General features: G+C 39.4%; 15 protein-coding genes. 11 read left to right on the top strand and 4 right to left on the bottom strand.

Annotation, left to right across the window (positions count from 1 at the left end; translation table 11 throughout):
• Positions 1 to 80: 80 nt before the first annotated feature.
• On the bottom strand, positions 81 to 1,613 hold the full coding sequence (guaA, locus tag KCTC52924_RS12300; protein ID WP_251808422.1) for a glutamine-hydrolyzing GMP synthase: 1,533 nt from the start codon (positions 1,611 to 1,613) through the stop codon (positions 81 to 83).
• A 469-nt stretch (positions 1,614 to 2,082) separates the two neighbouring features.
• Between guaA and KCTC52924_RS12295 the strand changes: the two genes are divergently transcribed.
• Complete coding sequence (locus KCTC52924_RS12295) at positions 2,083 to 2,628, top strand: pyridoxamine 5'-phosphate oxidase family protein (protein WP_251808421.1); 546 nt, start codon at positions 2,083 to 2,085, stop codon at positions 2,626 to 2,628.
• Between the two features lie 28 nt (positions 2,629 to 2,656).
• Here the strand turns inward: KCTC52924_RS12295 and KCTC52924_RS12290 are convergent, their stop codons facing one another.
• Positions 2,657 to 4,027, bottom strand: a complete 1,371-nt coding sequence (locus KCTC52924_RS12290) for a pyridoxal-dependent decarboxylase (RefSeq protein WP_251808541.1) — start codon at positions 4,025 to 4,027, stop codon at positions 2,657 to 2,659.
• 79 nt (positions 4,028 to 4,106) lie between these two features.
• A complete protein-coding gene (bshC, locus tag KCTC52924_RS12285; RefSeq protein ID WP_251808420.1) occupies positions 4,107 to 5,708 on the bottom strand; it encodes a bacillithiol biosynthesis cysteine-adding enzyme BshC in 1,602 nt (533 codons plus the stop codon).
• 210 nt (positions 5,709 to 5,918) lie between these two features.
• On the opposite strand from bshC, the gene KCTC52924_RS12280 reads away from it, so the two are divergent.
• From KCTC52924_RS12280 to KCTC52924_RS12235, 10 genes are all read left to right on the top strand, one after another.
• Complete coding sequence (locus KCTC52924_RS12280; protein WP_251808419.1) at positions 5,919 to 8,375, top strand: M14 family zinc carboxypeptidase; 2,457 nt, start codon at positions 5,919 to 5,921, stop codon at positions 8,373 to 8,375.
• 30 nt (positions 8,376 to 8,405) lie between these two features.
• Positions 8,406 to 9,773, top strand: coding sequence for an aldehyde dehydrogenase (locus KCTC52924_RS12275; RefSeq protein ID WP_251808418.1), 1,368 nt, complete (start codon positions 8,406 to 8,408; stop codon positions 9,771 to 9,773).
• On the top strand, positions 9,749 to 10,897 hold the full coding sequence (locus KCTC52924_RS12270; RefSeq protein WP_251808417.1) for a Gfo/Idh/MocA family protein: 1,149 nt from the start codon (positions 9,749 to 9,751) through the stop codon (positions 10,895 to 10,897). Before KCTC52924_RS12275 ends, KCTC52924_RS12270 begins: the two co-directional genes overlap by 25 nt.
• A 92-nt stretch (positions 10,898 to 10,989) precedes the next feature.
• Complete coding sequence (locus KCTC52924_RS12265; protein WP_251808416.1) at positions 10,990 to 11,442, top strand: DUF1569 domain-containing protein; 453 nt, start codon at positions 10,990 to 10,992, stop codon at positions 11,440 to 11,442.
• A gap of 168 nt (positions 11,443 to 11,610) precedes the next feature.
• Positions 11,611 to 13,716 carry a family 20 glycosylhydrolase gene (locus tag KCTC52924_RS12260; RefSeq protein ID WP_251808415.1) on the top strand — a complete coding sequence of 702 codons (2,106 nt, stop codon included), beginning with the start codon at positions 11,611 to 11,613 and terminating at the stop codon, positions 13,714 to 13,716.
• 131 nt (positions 13,717 to 13,847) lie between these two features.
• The gene (gene rluF / locus KCTC52924_RS12255; protein WP_251808414.1) at positions 13,848 to 14,582 is read left to right on the top strand and encodes a 23S rRNA pseudouridine(2604) synthase RluF; all 735 of its coding nucleotides are present in this window, start codon (positions 13,848 to 13,850) and stop codon (positions 14,580 to 14,582) included.
• A gap of 28 nt (positions 14,583 to 14,610) precedes the next feature.
• Positions 14,611 to 16,155, top strand: coding sequence for a bifunctional GNAT family N-acetyltransferase/carbon-nitrogen hydrolase family protein (locus KCTC52924_RS12250; RefSeq protein ID WP_251808413.1), 1,545 nt, complete (start codon positions 14,611 to 14,613; stop codon positions 16,153 to 16,155).
• A gap of 426 nt (positions 16,156 to 16,581) precedes the next feature.
• Complete coding sequence (locus KCTC52924_RS12245) at positions 16,582 to 17,580, top strand: carboxypeptidase-like regulatory domain-containing protein (RefSeq protein WP_370671467.1); 999 nt, start codon at positions 16,582 to 16,584, stop codon at positions 17,578 to 17,580.
• On the top strand, positions 17,558 to 17,959 hold the full coding sequence (locus KCTC52924_RS12240) for a hypothetical protein (protein ID WP_370671466.1): 402 nt from the start codon (positions 17,558 to 17,560) through the stop codon (positions 17,957 to 17,959). The genes KCTC52924_RS12245 and KCTC52924_RS12240 overlap by 23 nt, the downstream gene beginning before the upstream one ends.
• Before the next feature lie 100 nt (positions 17,960 to 18,059).
• Positions 18,060 to 19,115: an LD-carboxypeptidase gene (locus KCTC52924_RS12235; protein WP_251808411.1), complete on the top strand. Its 1,056-nt coding sequence runs from the start codon at positions 18,060 to 18,062 to the stop codon at positions 19,113 to 19,115.
• Positions 19,116 to 19,272: 157 nt separating this feature from the next.
• Here KCTC52924_RS12235 and recQ read toward each other — a convergent pair whose 3' ends face one another.
• On the bottom strand, positions 19,273 to 21,474 hold the full coding sequence (recQ, locus tag KCTC52924_RS12230) for a DNA helicase RecQ (protein WP_251808540.1): 2,202 nt from the start codon (positions 21,472 to 21,474) through the stop codon (positions 19,273 to 19,275).
• Positions 21,475 to 21,536: the final 62 nt, after the last annotated feature.

The raw sequence follows: 21,536 nt of genomic DNA, 5'->3' as shown, positions 1-21,536 counted from the left end.
AAAACGTATTTTACGGCTACTTATTCTATCTATAGAAAATACCACCAAAGCCTTCTAAATATAACGTTATTCTTTTAATTTTATTCCCACTCTATGGTTGCTGGCGGTTTGGAGCTAATATCGTACACAACTCTATTAACGCCACGCACTTTATTGATAATATCGTTAGAGGTTTTTTGTAAAAACTCATAGGGCAGATTTACCCAATCTGCTGTCATACCATCCGTACTCTCCACAGCCCTAAGTGCTACGCATTTTTCATAGGTACGCTCATCTCCCATTACCCCAACACTATTGACGGGTAAGAGTATAGCTCCTGCCTGCCAGACCTTATCGTAAAGCCCCCACTCCTTTAATCCATTGATGAAAATAGCATCTACCTCTTGTAAAATCGCTACCTTTTCCCGGGTGATGTCCCCTAAGATACGGATTGCCAATCCTGGACCTGGAAAGGGATGTCTTCCCAATAATTCCTTATCGATACCTAAACTGGCCCCTACCCTTCTCACTTCATCTTTAAAGAGCATGCGCAAGGGCTCTACCACCTTCAATTTCATATAATCGGGCAAGCCTCCCACGTTATGGTGACTTTTGATAGTTGCGGATGGACCACCAGTGGCAGAAACAGATTCGATTACATCTGGATAAATTGTTCCTTGGGCCAACCATTGAGCATCATCTACCTTATGGGACTCGTCGTCAAAAACCTCAACAAAAACCCTTCCAATGGTTTTCCTTTTGGTCTCTGGATCACTTTCCCCTTCCAAGTTATCCAAAAAGCGTGCCGAAGCGTCTACTCCTTTCACATTTAATCCCATGCCGTGGTACTGATCTAGTACTGCTTGGTATTCATTTTTACGGAGCAAGCCGTTATTTACAAAAATACAGTGTAGATGTGGCCCTATTGCTTTGTGCAAAAGCACGGCAGCTACAGTAGAATCTACCCCTCCAGAAAGTCCAAGGATCACCTTTTCGTTCCCTATTTTTCTCTTAAGTTCGGCCACGGTTGTTTCCACAAAGGAATCCGGGGTCCATGTTTGCGCCACTCCGGCTATATGCACTAAGAAATTTTCCAATAATTGCTTTCCGTCTGTGGTGTGGTACACCTCTGGATGAAATTGGATGGCATACGTCTCTTCTCCATCTATTTTATACGCAGCATTTTCCACGTCGTGGGTACTGGCTAATTTAATTCCTCCCGTAGGTAATTCACTTATGGTATCGCTATGGCTCATCCACACCTGGCTGCCTTCAGAAATCCCACTAAAGAAAGGTTCGTTATGATCTATAAACGAAAGTTTGGCCCTACCGTATTCACGCGTACTTGAGGGGGCTACTTTTCCGCCTTTAAAATGAGCTAAATATTGGGCTCCATAACAAACTGCCAATAGCGGTTTCTTCCCTTTTATCTGGGACAGATCTGGATGCGGAGCATCTTCGGCCCTAACAGAAAACGGCGATCCGGAAAGAATCACTGCCTTGTATTCCGAAAGGTCTTCGGGCAAGTTGTTGTATGGTTTAATTTCGCAGAAAATATTAAGCTCCCTAACCCTTCTTGCAATGAGTTGTGTATACTGGGAACCGAAATCTAAAATGAGGACGTTATTTTGCATGGACAAAAATAGTAAATTGAAAATTTTAGAAAAACATCTTTAGTAGATATTTATGATAGGTTGATAAATTCGGGCCAAAAATACCTAATTAATTTATATCTATCCTGTTAACTAGGGACATTGTGAAGATGAAATTCTAGAGTCTCACTTAACTATTATTTCAGAAAAAGGTTGTACAAGATTACTTTTCTTTAAGTGGAGCTTTTATTGACACTAACGTTACTCCACTCAAAAAGAACTGCTTACCTCTAAAGTACAATTAATATCCACGAGAATACTAAAAAGCAAAAGCCCGGGAACCAGCCGGGCTTTCTAAATCAAAACCAATAACTAATCAACTAAACTTATTTAAATTTTATTTTAAGGAACAGTATTTTTCTAAAAGCAATTCATAGTTATAACATCACAAAAAAGAAATACCCTACCTCAGCAATTCTTTTTATCTTTATTTTAACAAACACTATATATAATGGGTAAGGTTTATTTTGAACAAATTAGGCAAGAATTACAAAAAGGTCCCACAGAAAAGGACCATCCTTTTAGATATTTCACTTTTGCAACCGTTGGCCTAGACCATGTAGCCCGATTGCGGACGGTGGTAATGCGTGCCATTGACGAAGATTTAAAAATTGTCTTTTACACGGACAAGCGCTCTAAAAAAATAACCCATATCAAAGAAAATAAGAATGTAAGCCTGTTGTTATACCACCCTGAAAAATTACTGCAAATAAAAATAGAGGGAATTGCCATGTATAAGAATGATAAGGCAACAAAGCAAGTATTTTGGGATTCAATACCCGATAGTTCAAAAAAAGCCTACACCACTAGTAGGTCGCCCGGAACCGCAATTAGCAATCCTGACAACTTGGAATATCTCTCCGATGAAAATCATTTTTGTGTTGTAGAAATCACCCCTTATAAAATAGAATATCTAAAATTAGAGCAACCCAACCATATTCGTGTCCGCTTTTCCAAGTTGGATGACCAATGGGATACCGAATTTTTGGTTCCATGATTCCTATTAATATAAACTGTGGAGCACCCTATTCCATAGTTTCCAAAATCATGGTAATGTCTTTTTCGGTGGTATCTGGATTGATAAAACAAAATCGTGCCACGGTTTCATATTCGCCTAGAACTTTAAACTTGGTGGGAGTTACCAAAGCAAATCCCTCCCTGTGATTTTTATAGGTCCAATTGGTATAATCCTGTGCAGACCATCCTATTCGTCTAAAGAGAACACAAGAAAGACTGGGGTCTCGCACCAATTCTACCAATGGGTCTTTTGTAATTAATTCTCCGGCCAATTTAGCCAATTCTATCCCCCTGTCCACCGCCCAGGAATACTTATCTGTACCGTGCATGGCCAGGGAAAACCAAAGCGGCAACCCCCTTACCCTCCGAGTGAGTTGTATTTGGTAATCCGAAGGATTAAATCCATTCGCACCTTCATCTTTAAATATATCCAAATAGGAACCTTCTTGGGAGTGTGCTTCCTTAGCGAGTTCTGGTTCTTTATACAAAATGGCGCCACAATCATAAGGTGAGAAAAGCCATTTATGGGGATCAATGGTAATACTATCTGCTTTTTCCAATCCTTTGAATAAGGGTCTGGCCGATTTTGATGCAAGGGCACCTCCCCCATAAGCAGCATCTACATGGAACCACAGTTTTTCTTCTTCGCAAAGCTCCCCTATTCCCCATAGGTCATCTATAATCCCTGCATTGGTTGTGCCACCAGTTGCCACAACTGCAAACAACCTTTGTCTTTGTTGACCGTCCAACGACCCTATTTTTTCCTTTAGAGCCTCTGCCTTCATTTCTTCCTCCGTTTCTACCAAAAGCACATCACAATCTATAACCTTGGCCATCGCCTTTACAGAGGAATGCGCACCACTGGAAGTAATTATCAAGCCTTTCTTTCCCCTATTATTAATATCTTTCCGCCAATATTCCCGCGCTGTTACCATAGCAGAAAGATTGGCGGCAGTTCCGCCACTGGTAAAGACCCCAAAGGATCCCTTAGGTAATCCGGTGAGGGACACCAACCATCTGATAGCCTCATTCTCACAAAAAATTCCGCCTGCCCCTTCCATCCAATAGGCACCATGAATGCTAGATGCCGAAGTAACCAAATCAAACATAACCGCCGCCCTGGTAGGGGCCGCGGGCACAAAAGCCAAATGCCTAGGATGGTCAATCGGGACCGTAGCCTTGAGCAATACATCTTTGAACAGATTAAACGCTTTCTCCCCCCCAATTCCCAATGGGGTAATGGTTTCTCCTACCAAAGCCTTAAGTTCTTCCTCCTTTTTTGGCTTCCCCAATTCTGGCGCTGGATGGGTAAGACGACCAATGGCGTATTTCATGACATCCAAAGTCATTTCTACCATTTCAAAATCTACTTTATGCATGGACATAGTCAGCTGTTTTTTTAAAAAATATTATTAAAACAATGTGTAGTTTAGAAGGAGAGGGTATAATAATTGAATATTAATCCATTTTTACAATTGTAAAATCTCCTACCAAAGGATTAAGAGCCTCTATTAGATAGGGAATCAATCGGTCTCCATATTCCAAATAAAGTTCCGAAAAATTAAGATTACGCTCCTGTAGGGACTTATTTGGAAAAAGTTGATTCTGAATCTCTGTCATTCGCACCACCTGATCCTCGAGCTTCCGCTTTTGCGCCTTCAACAAGCGTTTTTCTAGCTGATTTAATCCTTTTAACTGCTTGACTTCCTGCGCCTTTACTGCTCCTAAAAAAGAGGCGTCGGTAGTTTCAGCCAAGTCGTACATGCCTTTAAACTGTTGTATTAAATGATTCTTTTGCGGGGTAAAATCGATGTCTATATTAGAAATTTCTCGAATTTTCTTATTGATAAAACTACTTTGCTTTAAAAACAGATCTGCAATGGAAATATCCATATTATCTAATTTTTCAACTTGCTTTTGGGTGATAACCAAGGCAGAGTTTCGAAGTAAGAGAATGGGAAAGGGCACTTCCATCTCATTGAACATGGCTTTTAATTGTAACCAATAGGCCAGTTCTCCCCCACCGCCAACATAACATAAGTTGGGTAAAATAACCTCTTGGTATAGCGGTCTGGTAATTACATTTGGTGAAAATCTTTCAGGATAATCCTCTAGTTCCTTTAGAATCTCTTCTTTGGAAAATTGAATCTTAGTTTCATTAATATAATATTTCCCTTCCTGTTCCACTATCCGTTCGCGAACCCCATCAACCAAATAAAAGTAGTTGATTTCTCTAGGATTAACCTGAATCCCGTAATTTTCTGTCAACTCCCCTAAGCCAGATATAGTCTTTTCGACCATTTTATAGGATTTTTGCTCCAATAAATCTCTTTTGATATAGGGAATAAAAAGGTTTTTCAATTGAACATCGTTCCCATCCAATATCACTAATCCGTGTTCACCAAACAGCTCATTGGCCAAAAAACGGGTAGCCTCATCCAAGGTATCGTGTTCCAAATAGGCTCTTTTAAACCATTCTTTAAGTTTATTGGCATTTATACTGCTTCCTATTTCATTGGAAAAGGCTTCGCTTATAGCTTGTAGCCCATCTGTATCCAAAGGCCCTACTGCCCCAGAGACACTTTTGTTCCATCGCAATTTTTTCCCCCGGAAATTAAAGTAATTGATCTCTTCAAAATCATGATCCTCGGTCGCCATCCAATAAATGGGCACAAAGTCATTTTCTGGATACTCCCGTTTAAGGGTTTTAGTAAGATTAATCGTGGTAATTATCTTGTATAAAAAGTACAGAGGACCGGTAAACAAATTTAATTGATGCCCCGTCACCACGGTATAGGTCGATTTCTCTTTTAGCAACAGAATATTGGTCTCGGAAGCACTGGAAATCTTGGTGTTTATATATTGTCCCTTTAAGACCCTGGACAATACCTGCCTATGTTCGGGAGAAAAACTAGCCTTCTCCTTAATTTGATCCTTAAATTCCCCCAGCTCGGGTTTTCTATTGTAGAAGGGATCCAAAGCTGGCTTCCCATCCAAATAATCACATATTAAATTAGAAAAATAACCTGTTTTTTTAAAGGGTATGCCTTTGACTTCCATATACTATCGGTAATTGCTGGGTAAAGATAGGGGTAACCCCATTTTTCAAGTCCTAAAAATACGTTAAGAAGTTTAATTAACCATTTTATTAAGGCAATTAGAGTGTTGAGCCATCCCTGATTTTCTATAAAATTGGGTTATCCCTATACCATCCCAATAATATCATCATTATTCCTTAGATTTGATACTAGACAAACTGATCAATTTAACATGAAAAAACTACTATTCTCACTTCTAATATTAGTGGCCACTCTGGGAATTTCTCAAGAAATAAAATCGCCAGCTCAATTTTTGGGATATGAATTGGGAACAGCATTTACAAGGCACCATCGGGTAGTGGATTACTACGAACACCTTGCTACCAACGCCGCGGACCGAGTGCAACTAATAGAATACGGACAAACCAACGAAAAAAGACCCTTGATTCTTGCCTATGTTTCAAATGCAGAAAACATTAAAAACTTGAAACCAATCCGTGAAGCGCATATAAACAATAGCAAGGGAGGGGATACACCTTCAAAGGCAATTGTTTGGTTGAGTTATAATGTACACGGTAATGAAAGTGTAAGCACCGAGGCCTCCATGCAGACCATATATGATTTATTGACCAAAAAATCGGATTATTTGGACGATACCGTTGTTATTATAGATCCATGTTTAAACCCCGATGGACGTGAAAGGTATGTTAACTGGTACTATCAATATAAAAATTCTCCGAACAATGTTGACCCAAATAGCAAGGAACACCACGAAGGATGGTGGAGCGGAAGGTCCAATCACTACATGTTCGATCTTAATCGGGATTGGGCATGGCTTACCCAAGTAGAAAGTCGGCACCGCTTAAAAGTATTTAACCAATGGCTACCACATATACATGTGGATTTCCATGAGCAGGGTGTGGATAATCCCTATTTTTTTGCTCCTGCGGCAGAACCTTTTCATGAAGTAGTCACCGATTTTCAACGCGAATTTCAGGTTATCATCGGAAAAAATAATGCGAAATATTTTGACGCCAACGGATGGTTTTATTTTACCAAAGAAATTTTTGATCTGTTATATCCAAGTTATGGCGACACCTACCCTACCTATAATGGTGGTATAGGCATGACCTATGAACAAGGTGGCAGTGGCCGTGCGGGACTGGGAATAAAGACCAGTATTGGAGACACCCTAACCCTAAAAGATAGGATTGCCCATCATTTAACTACAGGTCTTTCCACAGTAGAGGTGGCTTCCCAAAATACAACCCGATTAAATGAGGAATTTCAAAAGTTTTATCAAAATAAAAATTTCAAATTCAAAAGCTATGTCCTTAGCGGAAATCCCGATAAACTGGAGGCCTTGGGCAACTTACTGCAATCCCACGAAATAACTTATGGCTGGGCAACAAATAGTTCGGTTAAAGGGTATGATTACAATTCAGGAAAAGTAAAAACGATAAAAACAACCTCTGAAAATATGGTGGTCTCTACGGACCAAACCAAGGGAACCTTGGTAAAAGTACTTTTGGAGCCCCATACTAAATTAAGTGATTCCCTTACCTATGATATCACGGCCTGGTCCCTACCCTTTGCCTATGGCTTGGATGCAACTGCGACAGAAACATTGGTAAACATAGCGCCCGAGGAAAGCACGAGTGTTGCAAAAAATACTCCAACAAACTTGTCCAAGGATGCCTACGCCTACATTGCGGATTGGAATAGCATGAAAGATGCCCGATTTTTATCGGAACTATTAAAGAAAAATATTAGGGTTCGTTACGCCAACCAACCGTTTACGGTAGCGGGTAAGGTATTTGATCGCGGCAGTTTGATCATTACCAAGGGCGACAATAGAAACCATAAAAACTTTATTGATTCCTTGGAAAATATTGCTCAAAATCACCAGGTTTTACTGACCGCCTCTCAATCGGGATTTGTGGAAAAAGGCAAGGATTTTGGATCAAGCAATGTACCAATGATCACCGACTCCAAAATAGCTATCTTATCTGGAGAACCTACCAGTACCCTGCAATTTGGGGAGGTTTGGCATTTTTTTGAACAACAACTTCACTATCCGGTTACGATATTGGATGCCAGCTACTACAGCAGGGTAGACTTATCGGAATATGACGTTCTAATCCTCCCCAACGGTTGGTATAGCGATTTTTTTGACAAAAAGAAATTGACCGATTTAAAGCAATTTGTTCACAATGGAGGAAAATTAATAGCCATGGATGGTGCTATTAAGGGTATAAATGGAAAGGAAGGTTTTGCAATCAAAGAAAAGGAAATTAAGAAGGATAGTTTGGCAACACTTCACCCTTATGACGATTCTGAACGCGAATACATAAAAAACAGCATTACTGGAGCCATTTTTAAGGCAAAAGTAGACCCTACACATCCCTTAGCATATGGATATCCTGATCAATATTTCACCTTAAAGCTAGGGGAGGAAGCTTATAGAAAGCTCGAAAACGGTAACGTAGTCTACCTAGAAAAGAATAGTGCTCCAGTTTCCGGCTTCGCAGGAAGCGAGGCACGAAAAAAAATTGACGAAACCCTCATTTTTGGAGTGGAGAATCACGGTAAAGGCCAAGTAATCTATATGGTGGACAATCCTTTGTTCCGCGGATTTTGGGAAAATGGAAAACTATTTTTTGTGAACGCCTTATTTATGGTGCAATAGAAATAACAAAAATAAACCAGCAAAATAATTATGGATAAAATGCAAGAAATAGTAGCACTACAAAAAAAATTCTTCCAAACCAATGCTACAAAAGAGGTGAATTTTAGGATTGCCCAATTAAAAAAATTGGAGTCCTTACTAAGGGAAAATGAAGATTTCCTGCATGAAGCTATTTATAAGGATTTTAAAAAATCGGCCTTTGAAAATTACACCACGGAGATAAGTCTACTTTACCACGACATAAAGGAAGCGGTTAAAAAGATTTCAAAATGGTCAAAGAAAAAACGAGTTCGAACAAATTTGGTCAATTTGCCTGCAAAATCGTACATTATTCCAGAGCCTCTAGGAGTAAGTTTAATTATTGGCGCATGGAATTACCCGTATCAATTGTCGATTGCCCCTGCCATTGCAGCTATTGCTGCCGGAAACACCGTTATCCTTAAACCCAGTGAGCTCCCCATCAATACCAGTAAGGCCATGGCTAAACTGATCAATGAAAACTTTGATCCCAATTTCTTTAGGGTAGTAGAAGGAGGCGTTCCCGAAACCACGGCACTTCTAAATCAAGATTTCGATAAAATATTTTTCACCGGCAGTGTATCCGTGGGGAAAATTGTCTACCAAGCAGCAGCCAAAAATCTAATCCCCGTAACCTTGGAATTGGGAGGTAAGAGTCCCGCTATAATTACAGAAAATTGTGATCTTAAGATTACGGTCAAAAGATTAATTTGGGGCAAATTTTTAAATGCTGGTCAGACTTGTATTGCCCCCGATTATGTAGTGGTACATAAATCCGTAAAAAATAAGTTTTTAGAACTGGCAAAAAAAGAAATAGAAGAATCCAAGTTTTTAGTGGAAGAGGACAATTACGTCCAAATTATAAACGATGCTAATGTAGCGCGACTAATTGCGTTGATCGATGCCGATAAAGTATACACCGGTGGGAAATACAATACGGATACCCGAATTATTGAACCTACTATTTTAACGGATGTCACTTTTGAGGACAACGTAATGAAAGACGAAATATTTGGACCCATCCTTCCTGTAATCGAATATGAGGATCTAGATGCCATAATTGCCAAGATAAAGGAAATGCCCAAACCATTGTCCTGTTATGTTTTCACCAAGGATAAAGAGTACAAGCAAAAAGTACTTAACCAAATTTCTTTCGGCGGGGGTGCAGTTAACGATACTGTTATGCATATTTCCAACAGCAATATGGGGTTTGGTGGTGTTGGAGATAGTGGCATAGGTGCGTATCATGGGGAATACGGTTTTAAGGCATTTTCTCATTATAAGGGAATATTAGACAAACCCACCTGGATAGAACCTAATTTAAAATATTATCCGCACACTAAAAGTAAATTAAAATGGATAAAACGATTGATAGGATGAAGAAGCAGATAAAGAACTCCTCAAAAATTCTAAGTTTTCCTTCGCTAATACTGATGCTTTTACTAACTCCCTTAAACCTAAGTAGCCAGCTAAACAACGAGCCCATTAGACTTGGTGTAGCCGGACTTTCCCATGACCATGTGCATTGGATTTTGGGACGACAGGACCAAACCGATCTGAAAATTGTGGGGATTGTGGAACCCAATAAGGAATTAGTGGCAAGACATGCAAAACACTATGGGTTTTCTATGGATCTGGTATTTGACACCTTAGAGGAAATGATCGCAGAAACCCAGCCTCAAGCGGTGGCTGCTTTTGGAAGTATATACGAGCATTTGGCGGTAGTAGAAGCTTGTGCCCCAAAAGGCGTACATGTAATGGTAGAAAAGCCATTGGCGGTGAGCATGGATCATGCCTTTAAAATGAAGTCCCTTGCCGAAAAATACAATATCCATCTACTGACTAACTATGAGACCAGCTGGTACGCAACCAATCACAAGGCCAATGAGATAGTGCAAGCCGGAAAAATAGGGGATTTACGAAAAATTGTGGTCCATGACGGACATAAAGGCCCCAAAGAAATTGGGGTCAGTAAGGAATTTTTAGAATGGTTGACCGATCCAAAATTGAACGGCGCAGGCGCTTTGACAGATTTTGGCTGCTACGGTGCCAATTTAATTACATGGCTTACAAAGGGTCAAAAACCGGAAGCTGTTATGGCCTTGGCCCAGACTTTTAAACCTGATACCTATCCCAACGTAGATGATGAGGCAACTATAATATTGCAATTTCCAAAAATGCAGGGAATTATCCAAGCTTCCTGGAATTGGCCATTTTCCAGAAAAGATATGGAGGTTTACGGCAGCACAGGATACGTCATTAGTGAAAATGCGACCGAAATGACATCGAAATTTAAGGCTGACAAAAACAAACAAAAAGATACGCTAAACCCTCTTACAAACCCCTATAGAGATCCTTTTGCTTTATTAGCGGCGGTTATCAATAATGAAATCACCCTACAAGACTATGATTTGCCAGCACTTGCAAACAATATGATTGTTGTGGAAATCTTGGAAGCCGCAAAAGAAAGTGTACGAACAGGGAAATGGATTAGTTTGAAATAATATATTAATCGATATTTTATTTCAAGTAATATAAGGACATTAGTATGAATAAACATTACATCCAACATACCAACATTTAACACTCCTATAAAATGAAAAATATATTTGACCTTAAAGTAACTGAGGAAGTCATTGCCAGAATTAATAAGCTAACCCCAACTACTGTCCCTCATTGGGGGAAAATGAATGTAGCACAAATGCTGGCCCATTGCAACGTGCCTTATGAAATGGTATATACTAACAAACATCCCAAACCGAACAGTTTAATGAAGTTTATGCTAAAGCTAATTGTAAAGCAAGCTGTAGTTAACGAAAAACCTTATAAGAAAAATAGCAGGACTGCCCCAGCATTTTTAATAGTGGATGAAAGGAATTTTGACGTTGAAAAAGACCGTTTAATTGAACATCTTTTAAAAACCCAAAAGCTAGGAGAGGAATATTTTCATGAAAAAGAGTCACATTCCTTTGGAAAGCTGACCAAAACAGAATGGAATAACCTTTTTTACAAGCACTTAAACCATCATTTAGAGCAATTTGGTGTTTAACGATCCTAGAGTACAAATTTGTTATACCTATAACATCTGCCCATTTTATTCCTCGATACCACAAAACCACTAGAAAAACACCTTACATTTAAGGTTTCTAATATTGTATCACTTTCTAAAATTGGATAATACGATTAAATCATACAACTATTATCTCCCTAAAAACTTATGAAAAAAATTTCTATTATCTATTTTTTAGTTTGCACCATACTATTAGCCTCCTGTTCCCCCAAAGAGCAAAAAATGGGCGATTTTAAATTATTACCACAAGCACAGGAATTCAACATAACAGGAGTAAGCTCATTTTCATATGATACCCCTATAGGTTACAAGGCTAACGGTCAGGAAAAACTACCTATCCTTACCAGAGAGTTAATTGGATTAAAAGAAGTTACCGATAAGAGCATATCGCAACTTGTATATCAAATAGATACTGAAATGGATATTCCTTCAGAAGGTTATACACTAACTATTGAAGATAACATCATCAACATAAAGGCTAAGGATGAAGCCGGACTTTTTTATGCCTTTACTACGTTAGAGCAATTATATGAAGATGCCAAGGATCAAAAAGTAAACCTGCCTTTGTGCCATATTACAGATTTCCCTGAACTCTCGTACAGGGCAATACACTTGGATGTAAAACATCATTTGGAAAAACCAGAATACTACTACGGCTTAATGAATAAACTGGCAAGTTTTAAGGTTAATGGGATAATCTTGGAAATAGAAGATAAATTAAAGTTTAAACGACAGCCAACCATAGCCTCCGAAGATGCATTGAGTATTGAGGAATGGAGAAAAATAAGTGATTACGCCAAGGAACGACACATAGAGATCAGTCCGTTGGTACAAGGTCTTGGCCATGCATCCTTTATATTAAAACATCCAGAGTATTTTGATCTAAGGGACGATGTTAGTCGGGATTGGGCATTTAATCCCCTAGACCCTAAAACCTACGAAGTACAGTTTGATTTATATTTGGATGCCATGGAAGCCTTTCCCCACGGAAAATACCTTCATGTAGGGGGAGACGAGGTACATACCACCGGAAGGGGAAGTAAAGAACCCGCCCTAAAATTACAATTAATGTGGCTAGACAAGGTATCAAAGTTTGCGGAAGAACACGGCAGAACACCTATTTTCTGGGATGATATGCCATTGCAACAGGCAGATGTCTACGCACCGATGTTTAAGCCGGAAATGACCGAGGAGGAAGTAAATAAGATCTGGGAAGAAAACGAACATAAATTGCTGGCATTTTTGGATGATTTTCCGAAAAACTGTATATATATGCGTTGGAATTATGAAACCCCTCAGGCTTATGGAAACATAAAGGCTATGCAATGGTTTACGGACCATGGCATGGAGGTTATGGGCGCTACCGCCGGACAGACACGATGGGTATTAATGCCCCAAAACGACAGTAACATGGATAATATAAGGGCGTTTGCTGTCAATTCCATAGAAAGTGGATCAAAGGGATTACTACTAACCCTATGGGATGATGACTCTCCGCATTTTGAATTGTACATGCGTGGCATTTTGGCCTTTGCTGAATATTCATGGGTGGGAGACAAACGCACTAACGAAGAGCTGAAAATGGCTTTTAGACAACGGGAATACGGTTACCCCATGGCGACCGCAGAAAATGCGTTTATAACGAATTTGGAAGGACCAGTAGCATTTTGGAAAAATGCGTTGTTAAAAGGAAACAAGCGCAATTATCTGAGTACCATGAAACAGCCTTTGGAAGATGGAGTGATGGACTTTCCCGATATAAACGACAAAGGCACTTGGAGTATTACCCATAAGGAGCGTCTAGAAAAGGCGGCACAAATTCTGGAACTTACGGACAGCATTGCCCTAAAAATTAAGTCGGCCCGATCCACTGCCCTTAGAAACGACTACAACCTTCAGGTGTATGAGCAGGTGAATAAATTGGCACAATACAGTCCCAAGATTTTATTGGCACTCAAGGAATATGATACCGCTAAAGATCAGAACGCTATAAAAGCTTCGGCAACAAAATTAAAGGAGTTGGAATTGGGCTTCAATTCCCTCAGAAAAGAATTGGAAGAGGTGTACAGCAAAACGCGGATCCTTACAAAACCAGAGAATTATATCTTGGATCAGGATCACCATGTACATTTGGCCAACCAATCCATAAACTTCGATTGGCAATTTTATGCCGAAATGATGTTCTTTCAAAAACTAGATCGAGAACTGGAGAAAGAAATCTATATGGAAACTACAGACCCTTTAAAAAAATAAGGCCTTTAGCACCTTGGGATCAGTAAAGATTCCTCATAAATATCTTGCACTTAACGTACTGCATATAAAAGTTTATTTCTGTATATTTCCGCTCTAAAACCCGATACTAAAATTGGGCTTAAAGAGCAGTTATGAAAGAGAGGGAAGGCACTCGGATAAACAAGTTTTTAAGCGAAATGGGATACTGCTCCAGAAGGGCAGCAGATAAGCTTATAGACCAAGGTAGGGTCACCATTAATGGTACGGTTCCAGAAATGGGGACCAAAATCACGGAAAAGGACGAAATACGCGTAGACGGAACACTTATTTCGGAACCACAGGATAAACCTGTTTACATTGCGTTTAACAAGCCTATTGGCATTGTCTGTACAACAGACACAAAACGGGAAAAAGATAATATAATAGACTACATCAACTATCCCAGTAGAATATTCCCAATAGGTAGGTTGGACAAACCCAGTGAAGGACTTATACTTCTTACCAATGACGGAGATATTGTAAACAAAATATTACGTGCCCGGAATAATCACGAGAAAGATTATATAGTTACCGTAGACCGTCCTATTACCCAAGAATTCTTGGAGAGAATGAGCAATGGGGTACCTATTCTGGACCGCGTAACCCGAAAATGTTACTTGGAACAACTAGATAAGTTTGTGTTTAAAATAACCTTAACGCAAGGTTTAAATAGACAAATCCGACGGATGTGTGAGTATTTAGATTACAATGTAACCGCATTGAAACGGATACGGATCATGAATATCGAATTGGACGTACCTGTGGGAAAATGGCGGAATTTAACCGAAAAAGAACTACAAGACATCAACGAATCGGTTTCCGACTCCTCCAAAACACCAAAATCTTAATACTAATAGTGTTGAAAATCAATGTACAATGGACGATAAAATAAACATGGAGGACATAGAGAATATTGAACTGACTTATTTAAGTCTGGACGACTATCAGGAGCTAAAGACGGCCATGATAGCTTCTTACACCACCATGCCCAATGCGTACTGGAAGGAGCACCAAATAGAAACGCTTATTCAGCAATTCCAGGAGGGACAGGTGGTGATCAAGGTAAACAATCACATTGCAGGATGTGCCTTGTCCATTATCATTAATTACGATGATTTTGATGACCAACACACTTACCAACAGATTACCGGAGAATATACTTTTAACACCCATGCCAAAAATGGGGATGTGCTTTACGGCATAGACGTATTTATAAAACCAGAATTTAGGGGAATGCGTTTGGGACGTCGACTTTACGATTACAGGAAAGATCTTTGCGAACGTCTAAATCTTAAAGGAGTCGCTTTTGGGGGGAGAATCCCCAATTACCACAAATATATGGATACCCTTACCCCTAAGGCCTATATTGATAAGGTAAAACGTAAGGAAATTCACGACCCAGTACTCAATTTTCAAATTTCAAATGATTTTCATCCCACTAGGATCTTAAAGAATTATTTGGAGGGCGACGCGGCCTCCAACGATTATGCAGTGCTATTGGAATGGGACAATATATATTACGAAAAAGTAAATAAAAAACCCAGCACTTCCAAAAGAGTTGTCCGATTAGGCTTGATACAATGGCAAATGAGGTCCTATAAAAATCTGGATGATGTATTGCAACAAGCAGAATTTTTTATTGATTCTGTTTCTGGCTATCGTTCGGATTTCGCCCTTTTTCCTGAGTTTTTCAATGCCCCATTAATGGCTGAGGACAATCACTTATCGGAGCCCGAGGCCATACGTAAATTGGCCATGCATACGGCAACCATAGTAAAGAAATTCTCTGAACTTGCAATCTCCTATAATATTAATATTATTACAGGCAGCATGCCCGAAATGCAGGATGGCAAATTATACAATGTAGGTTATTTATGCAAGCGAGACGGAACCAAGGAAAGGTATGAAAAATTGCACATCACTCCGGATGAAGCTAGGGTGTGGGGCATGCAGGGCGGTAATCAATTAAAAACCTTTGATACGGATTGCGGTAAAATTGGTGTCTTAATCTGCTACGACTCCGAATTTCCGGAACTTAGTAGACTTCTGGCCGATGAAGGAATGGATATTTTATTTATCCCTTTCCTTACCGATACCCAGAACGGATATTCTAGGGTAAGGTACTGCGCACAGGCTAGAGCCATAGAAAATGAATGTTATGTGGCTATTGCAGGTAGTGTTGGTAATTTGCCTAAAGTTCATAATATGGACATTCAATATGCACAATCAATGGTTTTTACACCTTGCGATTTTGCATTTCCTGCCAACGGAATAAAAGCAGAAGCCACTCCCAATACCGAGATGATCTTGATCGTGGACTTAGATTTAGACCTCCTAACAGAATTGAATCAATTTGGTAGTGTTAGAAACCTCAAGGACCGAAGAAAAGATCTCTTCGATTTAAAAAAATTAAATCCATAGCGATCTATACGATCGTCTTCACTTTAAAATTTCAATCTCCCTTCCAGATTTAGGTTGTTTAATGGCCTAAAACCTGGGAGGAGATATTAACATGTCCAATACCCTGGTAATATAATAAAAAATAATCTACAATTTCTCTCCACTGCCCTCTCAAGTTTCGCACTAATTACGTAGGATATCTCACTTAAAATCACTACCTTAGAAATAGGGCTTTTCCACATTAGGGTTATCTAATAGGGGAATGATGTCATCACTACTGAAAAAGGATTTTGATGAATTGCATTAGTCCATCTTCTAAGGCTAACAAGGCAATTTCGATCACCAACCCTACACTACCTTTTCAGTATTGATATACTATATTGATGAAAATGGATTTATAAGGAATCAATATAGCGGAAAAGGCGTAATTGATTTAAAAAATAGAGCATGGACCTTGATATTAATATTCAACCATCATTAAAGCGACATCCCATGAGCAGAAAAAATATACTTTTAAAGAAGAGAATCTTGACAGCAGTACTCCAGGTGTTGTTGTTGATCGGGACTTCGGGACCACTTTGGGCCTCAACATTGTTTCAGGACATGCAGGACCAAGAGGCAACTTTTAATCTGTATCAAGGAAAAATAATAGATGAAGAATCCAAAAAATCTTTGGTATTTGCCAATATTTCCCTAGAAAACACCAACATAAGCACCGTGAGCAATGCTGAGGGCGACTTTTCACTTAAAATACCGAAAACTATTAGAGAGGGCAATGTAGTAGTTTCATTCCTTGGATACCACACTACAAAAATACCGCTTGCCCAGTTGAAAGATAACAAAAATATTATCGCTTTGCGAACATCGGTCATTGAGTTAACAGAAGTTAGCTTGGAAGTTCCCAAAAATGCTGAGGCTTTGGTGCGAGAAACGCTTAAAAGAAGAGGTGAAAATTACTTTGACCATCCTACCATTATGACCGCCTTTTACAGAGAGACCATAAAAAAGAGAAGAAGAAATGTATCGCTGTCCGAAGCGGTAGTAAACATTTTTAAATCCCCCTATAACACAGACCGAAAAGACGCTGTAGAGCTCTACAAATCTAGAAAAAGTACAGATTACAATAAGCTAGACACCTTAGTATTAAAATTACAGGGTGGCCCCTTTAACACCTTGTTTGTGGATGTGATTAAATATCCCCAGTATATTTTCACCGAGGAGTCCATGGAGGAATATAACTTTAGTTTTGAAAATTCCACCAGAATTAATAACAGGCTGATCTATGTTGTAAATTTTAAACAAAAAGATTTTATAACTGCTCCCCTTTACCAAGGGAAGCTTTATATAGATGGTGAAAATAAAATTTTAACCAGTGCCATTTTTTCACTAAATATTACTGACAAGGAGGAAGCTGCTAGATTGTTTGTCCGAAAAAAAACCCGCTAAGGCCAACGTATGGCCTACAGATATTGCCTATAGGGTAGATTATAGAGAAAAGAACGGAAGATGGTATTACGGATATAGCAATGTACTATTGGAATTCAAAATTAATTGGGACGACAGGCTCTTCAATTCCGTCTATAGTATGACCTGTGAAATGGCGGTCACGGATTGGGAAAAGAACATAACGGGAGAGATCCCCAAGTTTAAAAACCGGTTAAAGTCTACGGTAATCTTAAGTGATGAGGCCATGGGATTTTCAGACCCAGATTTTTGGGGAGAATACAACATCATAGAACCAGAAAAATCGATAGAATCCGCTATCAAAAAAATTCAACGACAATTGAGAAAGTCAAAGTCCAACAATGGGCAAGCCGCAAGATAATCACACAATTTACATCTACTAATTAGGGAGGGGCATTAGCCAGTATGGCCCCTCCCTTTTTCTATGGATTTTTGTTATTTTAGCCCATATACCTAATTTCATGAAAAAGAGAAGACAATTCTTAAAAAATGCCGCAGGAATGGGAGCTATTTGTATAGCTCCCTCCCTGTTAATAGGGCAGACACCCCCTTATATACCAGCAATTTCCCCAGTAAAAGCAAAAGCACTAAAAATGGGGGACACCATTGGATTAATTGCTCCTGGTTTTGCCATAACAGATGAGGTTTTAGAAAAAGCAAAGGAAACGTTGCGATCCATGGGCTTTATCCCATACCATACCGATAGAATTCATGGAAATCACGGGTATTTTAGTAATACAGACGAGGAAAGGGCCGCAGATCTAAATGACATATTTGCAAATCCAAAGGTAGATGGCATCCTGTGTGCTAGGGGAGGCTATGGGTGTACCCGTATTATGCACATGATCGATTATGACCTTATTAGAAATAATCCCAAAGTACTGGTGGGCTTTAGCGATATAACAGCACTTCTAAATGGAATCTATCAAAAAACTGGGCTAATCACCTTCCATGGCCCAGTAGGGAGTACTATTACAGACGATTATAGCATTGCCCAATTGAAAAAAGTGGTAATGCATACCAAGACCAAACAATTGTTGGAAAATAAAGAATTTACGGCTAGCGAAGAATATAGTAAGCCTGAATATCGCAGATACAATATTTGCCCTGGAAAAGCGACTGGGAAACTGGTTGGAGGTAGCCTCACCTTGGTTACCGCTATGTTAGGTACTCCCGATGAAATAGATTTCACAGACACCATAGTTTGTCTAGAGGAAATTGAGGAAGCTCCATACCGGATTGATAGAATGCTGACCCAATTGATTCACAGTAAAACCTTCCATAAGGCGGCAGGAATCGCATTAGGTGTTTTTAAAGGTTGTGATCGTATTCCTGATCCAAATACCTTTACCCTCAAACAAGTTATTCAAGATAGGATAGCTGCTTTGAATATCCCTGCTGTTTACGGACTTTCATTTGGGCATATAGACCATAATTTCACCTTCCCCATCGGCGTAAAAGGCTCTCTAGACGCCGATAAAATGCAACTTTCAATACTGGAAAGTGCAGTGCACTAGACTTAAATTTTCACCTAAATCCTAGTGATTGCTATGGAACTAGGGTTCAAAAGTTAAGAAAGCTGAATAGAATAATCTAAAAGTCAAAAAAAAGATAAAAAAATAATCCCCATGTTAGAAAAACATGGGGATTATTTAATACATTAATCATCAAAGCCTAATTGGCCACCTCACTAATAAATTTAAGTCGATACAACCTAAGCTCCTCATCTTCATAGTCTCCTTCAAACTCTTTTAAAGCTACCTCAAGGTCATCGGTATCTGCCTCCAAAAAATATTCGTGTATTTCCTCCTGCTGATCTTCATCCAAAATTTCATCGATCCAATATCCTAGGTTCAATTTTGTTCCACTATAGACAATCTGCTCCATTTCCTTTATCAACTCCACCAACTCCAATCCTTTGGCAGAGGCAATATCATCTAGCGGTAATTTTCGGTCTACATTCTGTATAATATATAATTTTAAGGCCGAATTGGCTCCCGTACTCTTCACTACCAGATCATCTGGTCTTAAAATATCGTTTTCCTCTACATAAGAAGCGATTAGTTCCAAAAATGGTTTTCCATATTTCTTAGCCTTCCCTTCACCTACTCCATTAATATTAATAAGTTCTTCTAAGTTAATTGGATATTTTAAAGCCATATCCTCTAAAGAGGGATCTTGAAATACCACAAATGGAGGCACTCCTAGTTTTTGGGCCTGCCTCTTTCTAAGGTCCTTTAACATTTTTAATAACCTATCATCAGCCACTCCCCCTGCTGTTTTTGCTGCACTTACAATGGCATCATCGGACTCCTTGTTATACACATGGTCCATGGTCATCAGAAATGAGGTAGGCTTTATTAAAAACTCCTTTCCCAAAGGGGTTACATGAAGAATTCCATATTGTTCTATCTCCTTTTTCATCAAGCCTGCAACCAGCATTTGACGGATCAATGCCATCCAATATCCCTTATCCCTATCCTTTCCGATTCCAAAGAAATTCTTTTCCTCTGTTCTGTGAGAAGAAATCAAGGCATTAATCTTACCTGTCAAGGCCTTTACGACCTCCTTAGACTTAAATTTTTCACTGGTTCCTACAACCACCTGAATAACTTTGAGAACATCGTCCATGGCTTCCTGTTTCTCCTTGGGATTACGGATATTATCATCCATTTCCGCACCATCTCCGTTTACCTCGTCAAATTCCTCTCCAAAATAATGGAGTATAAATTTTCTTCGGGACATGGAAGTTTCTGCATAGGCTACAATTTCTTGAAGCAAGGCGTTTCCTATCTCCTGTTCAGCAACGGGTTTCCCGGACATGAATTTCTCCAATTTTTCTATATCCTTATAGGAGTAAAAAGCTAGGCAATGCCCTTCCCCTCCATCTCTACCGGCCCTTCCAGTTTCCTGATAATAACTTTCTATACTTTTAGGGATATCGTGGTGGATAACAAAACGTACATCTGGCTTATCTATTCCCATCCCAAAGGCAATTGTAGCCACTACAACATCTACATCCTCCATTAAAAACATATCCTGATGCTTGGACCTAGTCTTCCCATCGAACCCCGCGTGATAGGGTACCGCACTTACCCCATTTACCTGTAATACCTGAGCTAGCTCTTCAACTCTTTTGCGACTTAAGCAATATATAATACCGGATTTGCCCGAATTCTGTTTTACAAAACGGATGATATCCGCGTCCACATTTTGAGTTTTTGGGCGTACCTCGTAATAAAGATTAGGACGGTTAAAACTTGCCTTAAACACTTTAGCATCCCCGATACCCAAGTTTTTAATGATATCTTCCTGTACCTTTGGTGTAGCGGTAGCAGTAAGTGCTATTAAGGGAATACCATCACCAAGTCTTTGGACAATAGATTTTAGATTGCGGTATTCGGGTCTGAAATCGTGTCCCCATTCAGAAATACAATGCGCCTCATCTACGGCAACAAAGGATATTTTTTCACCCTGTAAGAAATCTACATACTCCTCTTTGGTCAAGGATTCTGGGGCAACGTACAGCAGTTTTGTTACGCCGTCGCTCACATCCTTCTTAACCTGTTTAATTTCCGTTTTGGTCAAGGAAGAGTTAAGAACGTGGGCTATACCTATTTCTGAAGAAATCCCCCTTATGGCATCTACCTGATTTTTCATCAGGGCGATCAAGGGGGAGACTACAATAGCAGTTCCCTCTTGCATCAACGCTGGAAGCTGATAGCATAGGGATTTACCACCACCTGTAGGCATAATAACAAAGGAATTTTTCCCTTGAACTATATTTTCAATAACACCTTCTTGTAGTCCTTTAAATTGGGAGAATCCAAAATACTTCTTTAGAGAGGCTCCTAAATCGATCTCATCCAAATTCATACCGTACTTTACCATTTTGTTCATATTTTTTGGGGGCAACATCAAAAGTAAGTTGATTAAGT

This window comes from Arenibacter antarcticus (assembly GCF_041320605.1).
Taxonomy (GTDB): Bacteria; Bacteroidota; Bacteroidia; order Flavobacteriales; family Flavobacteriaceae; genus Arenibacter; species Arenibacter antarcticus.
The sequence above is the reverse complement of the archived record's forward strand: the minus strand, read 5'-3'. Positions and strand labels throughout refer to the sequence as shown.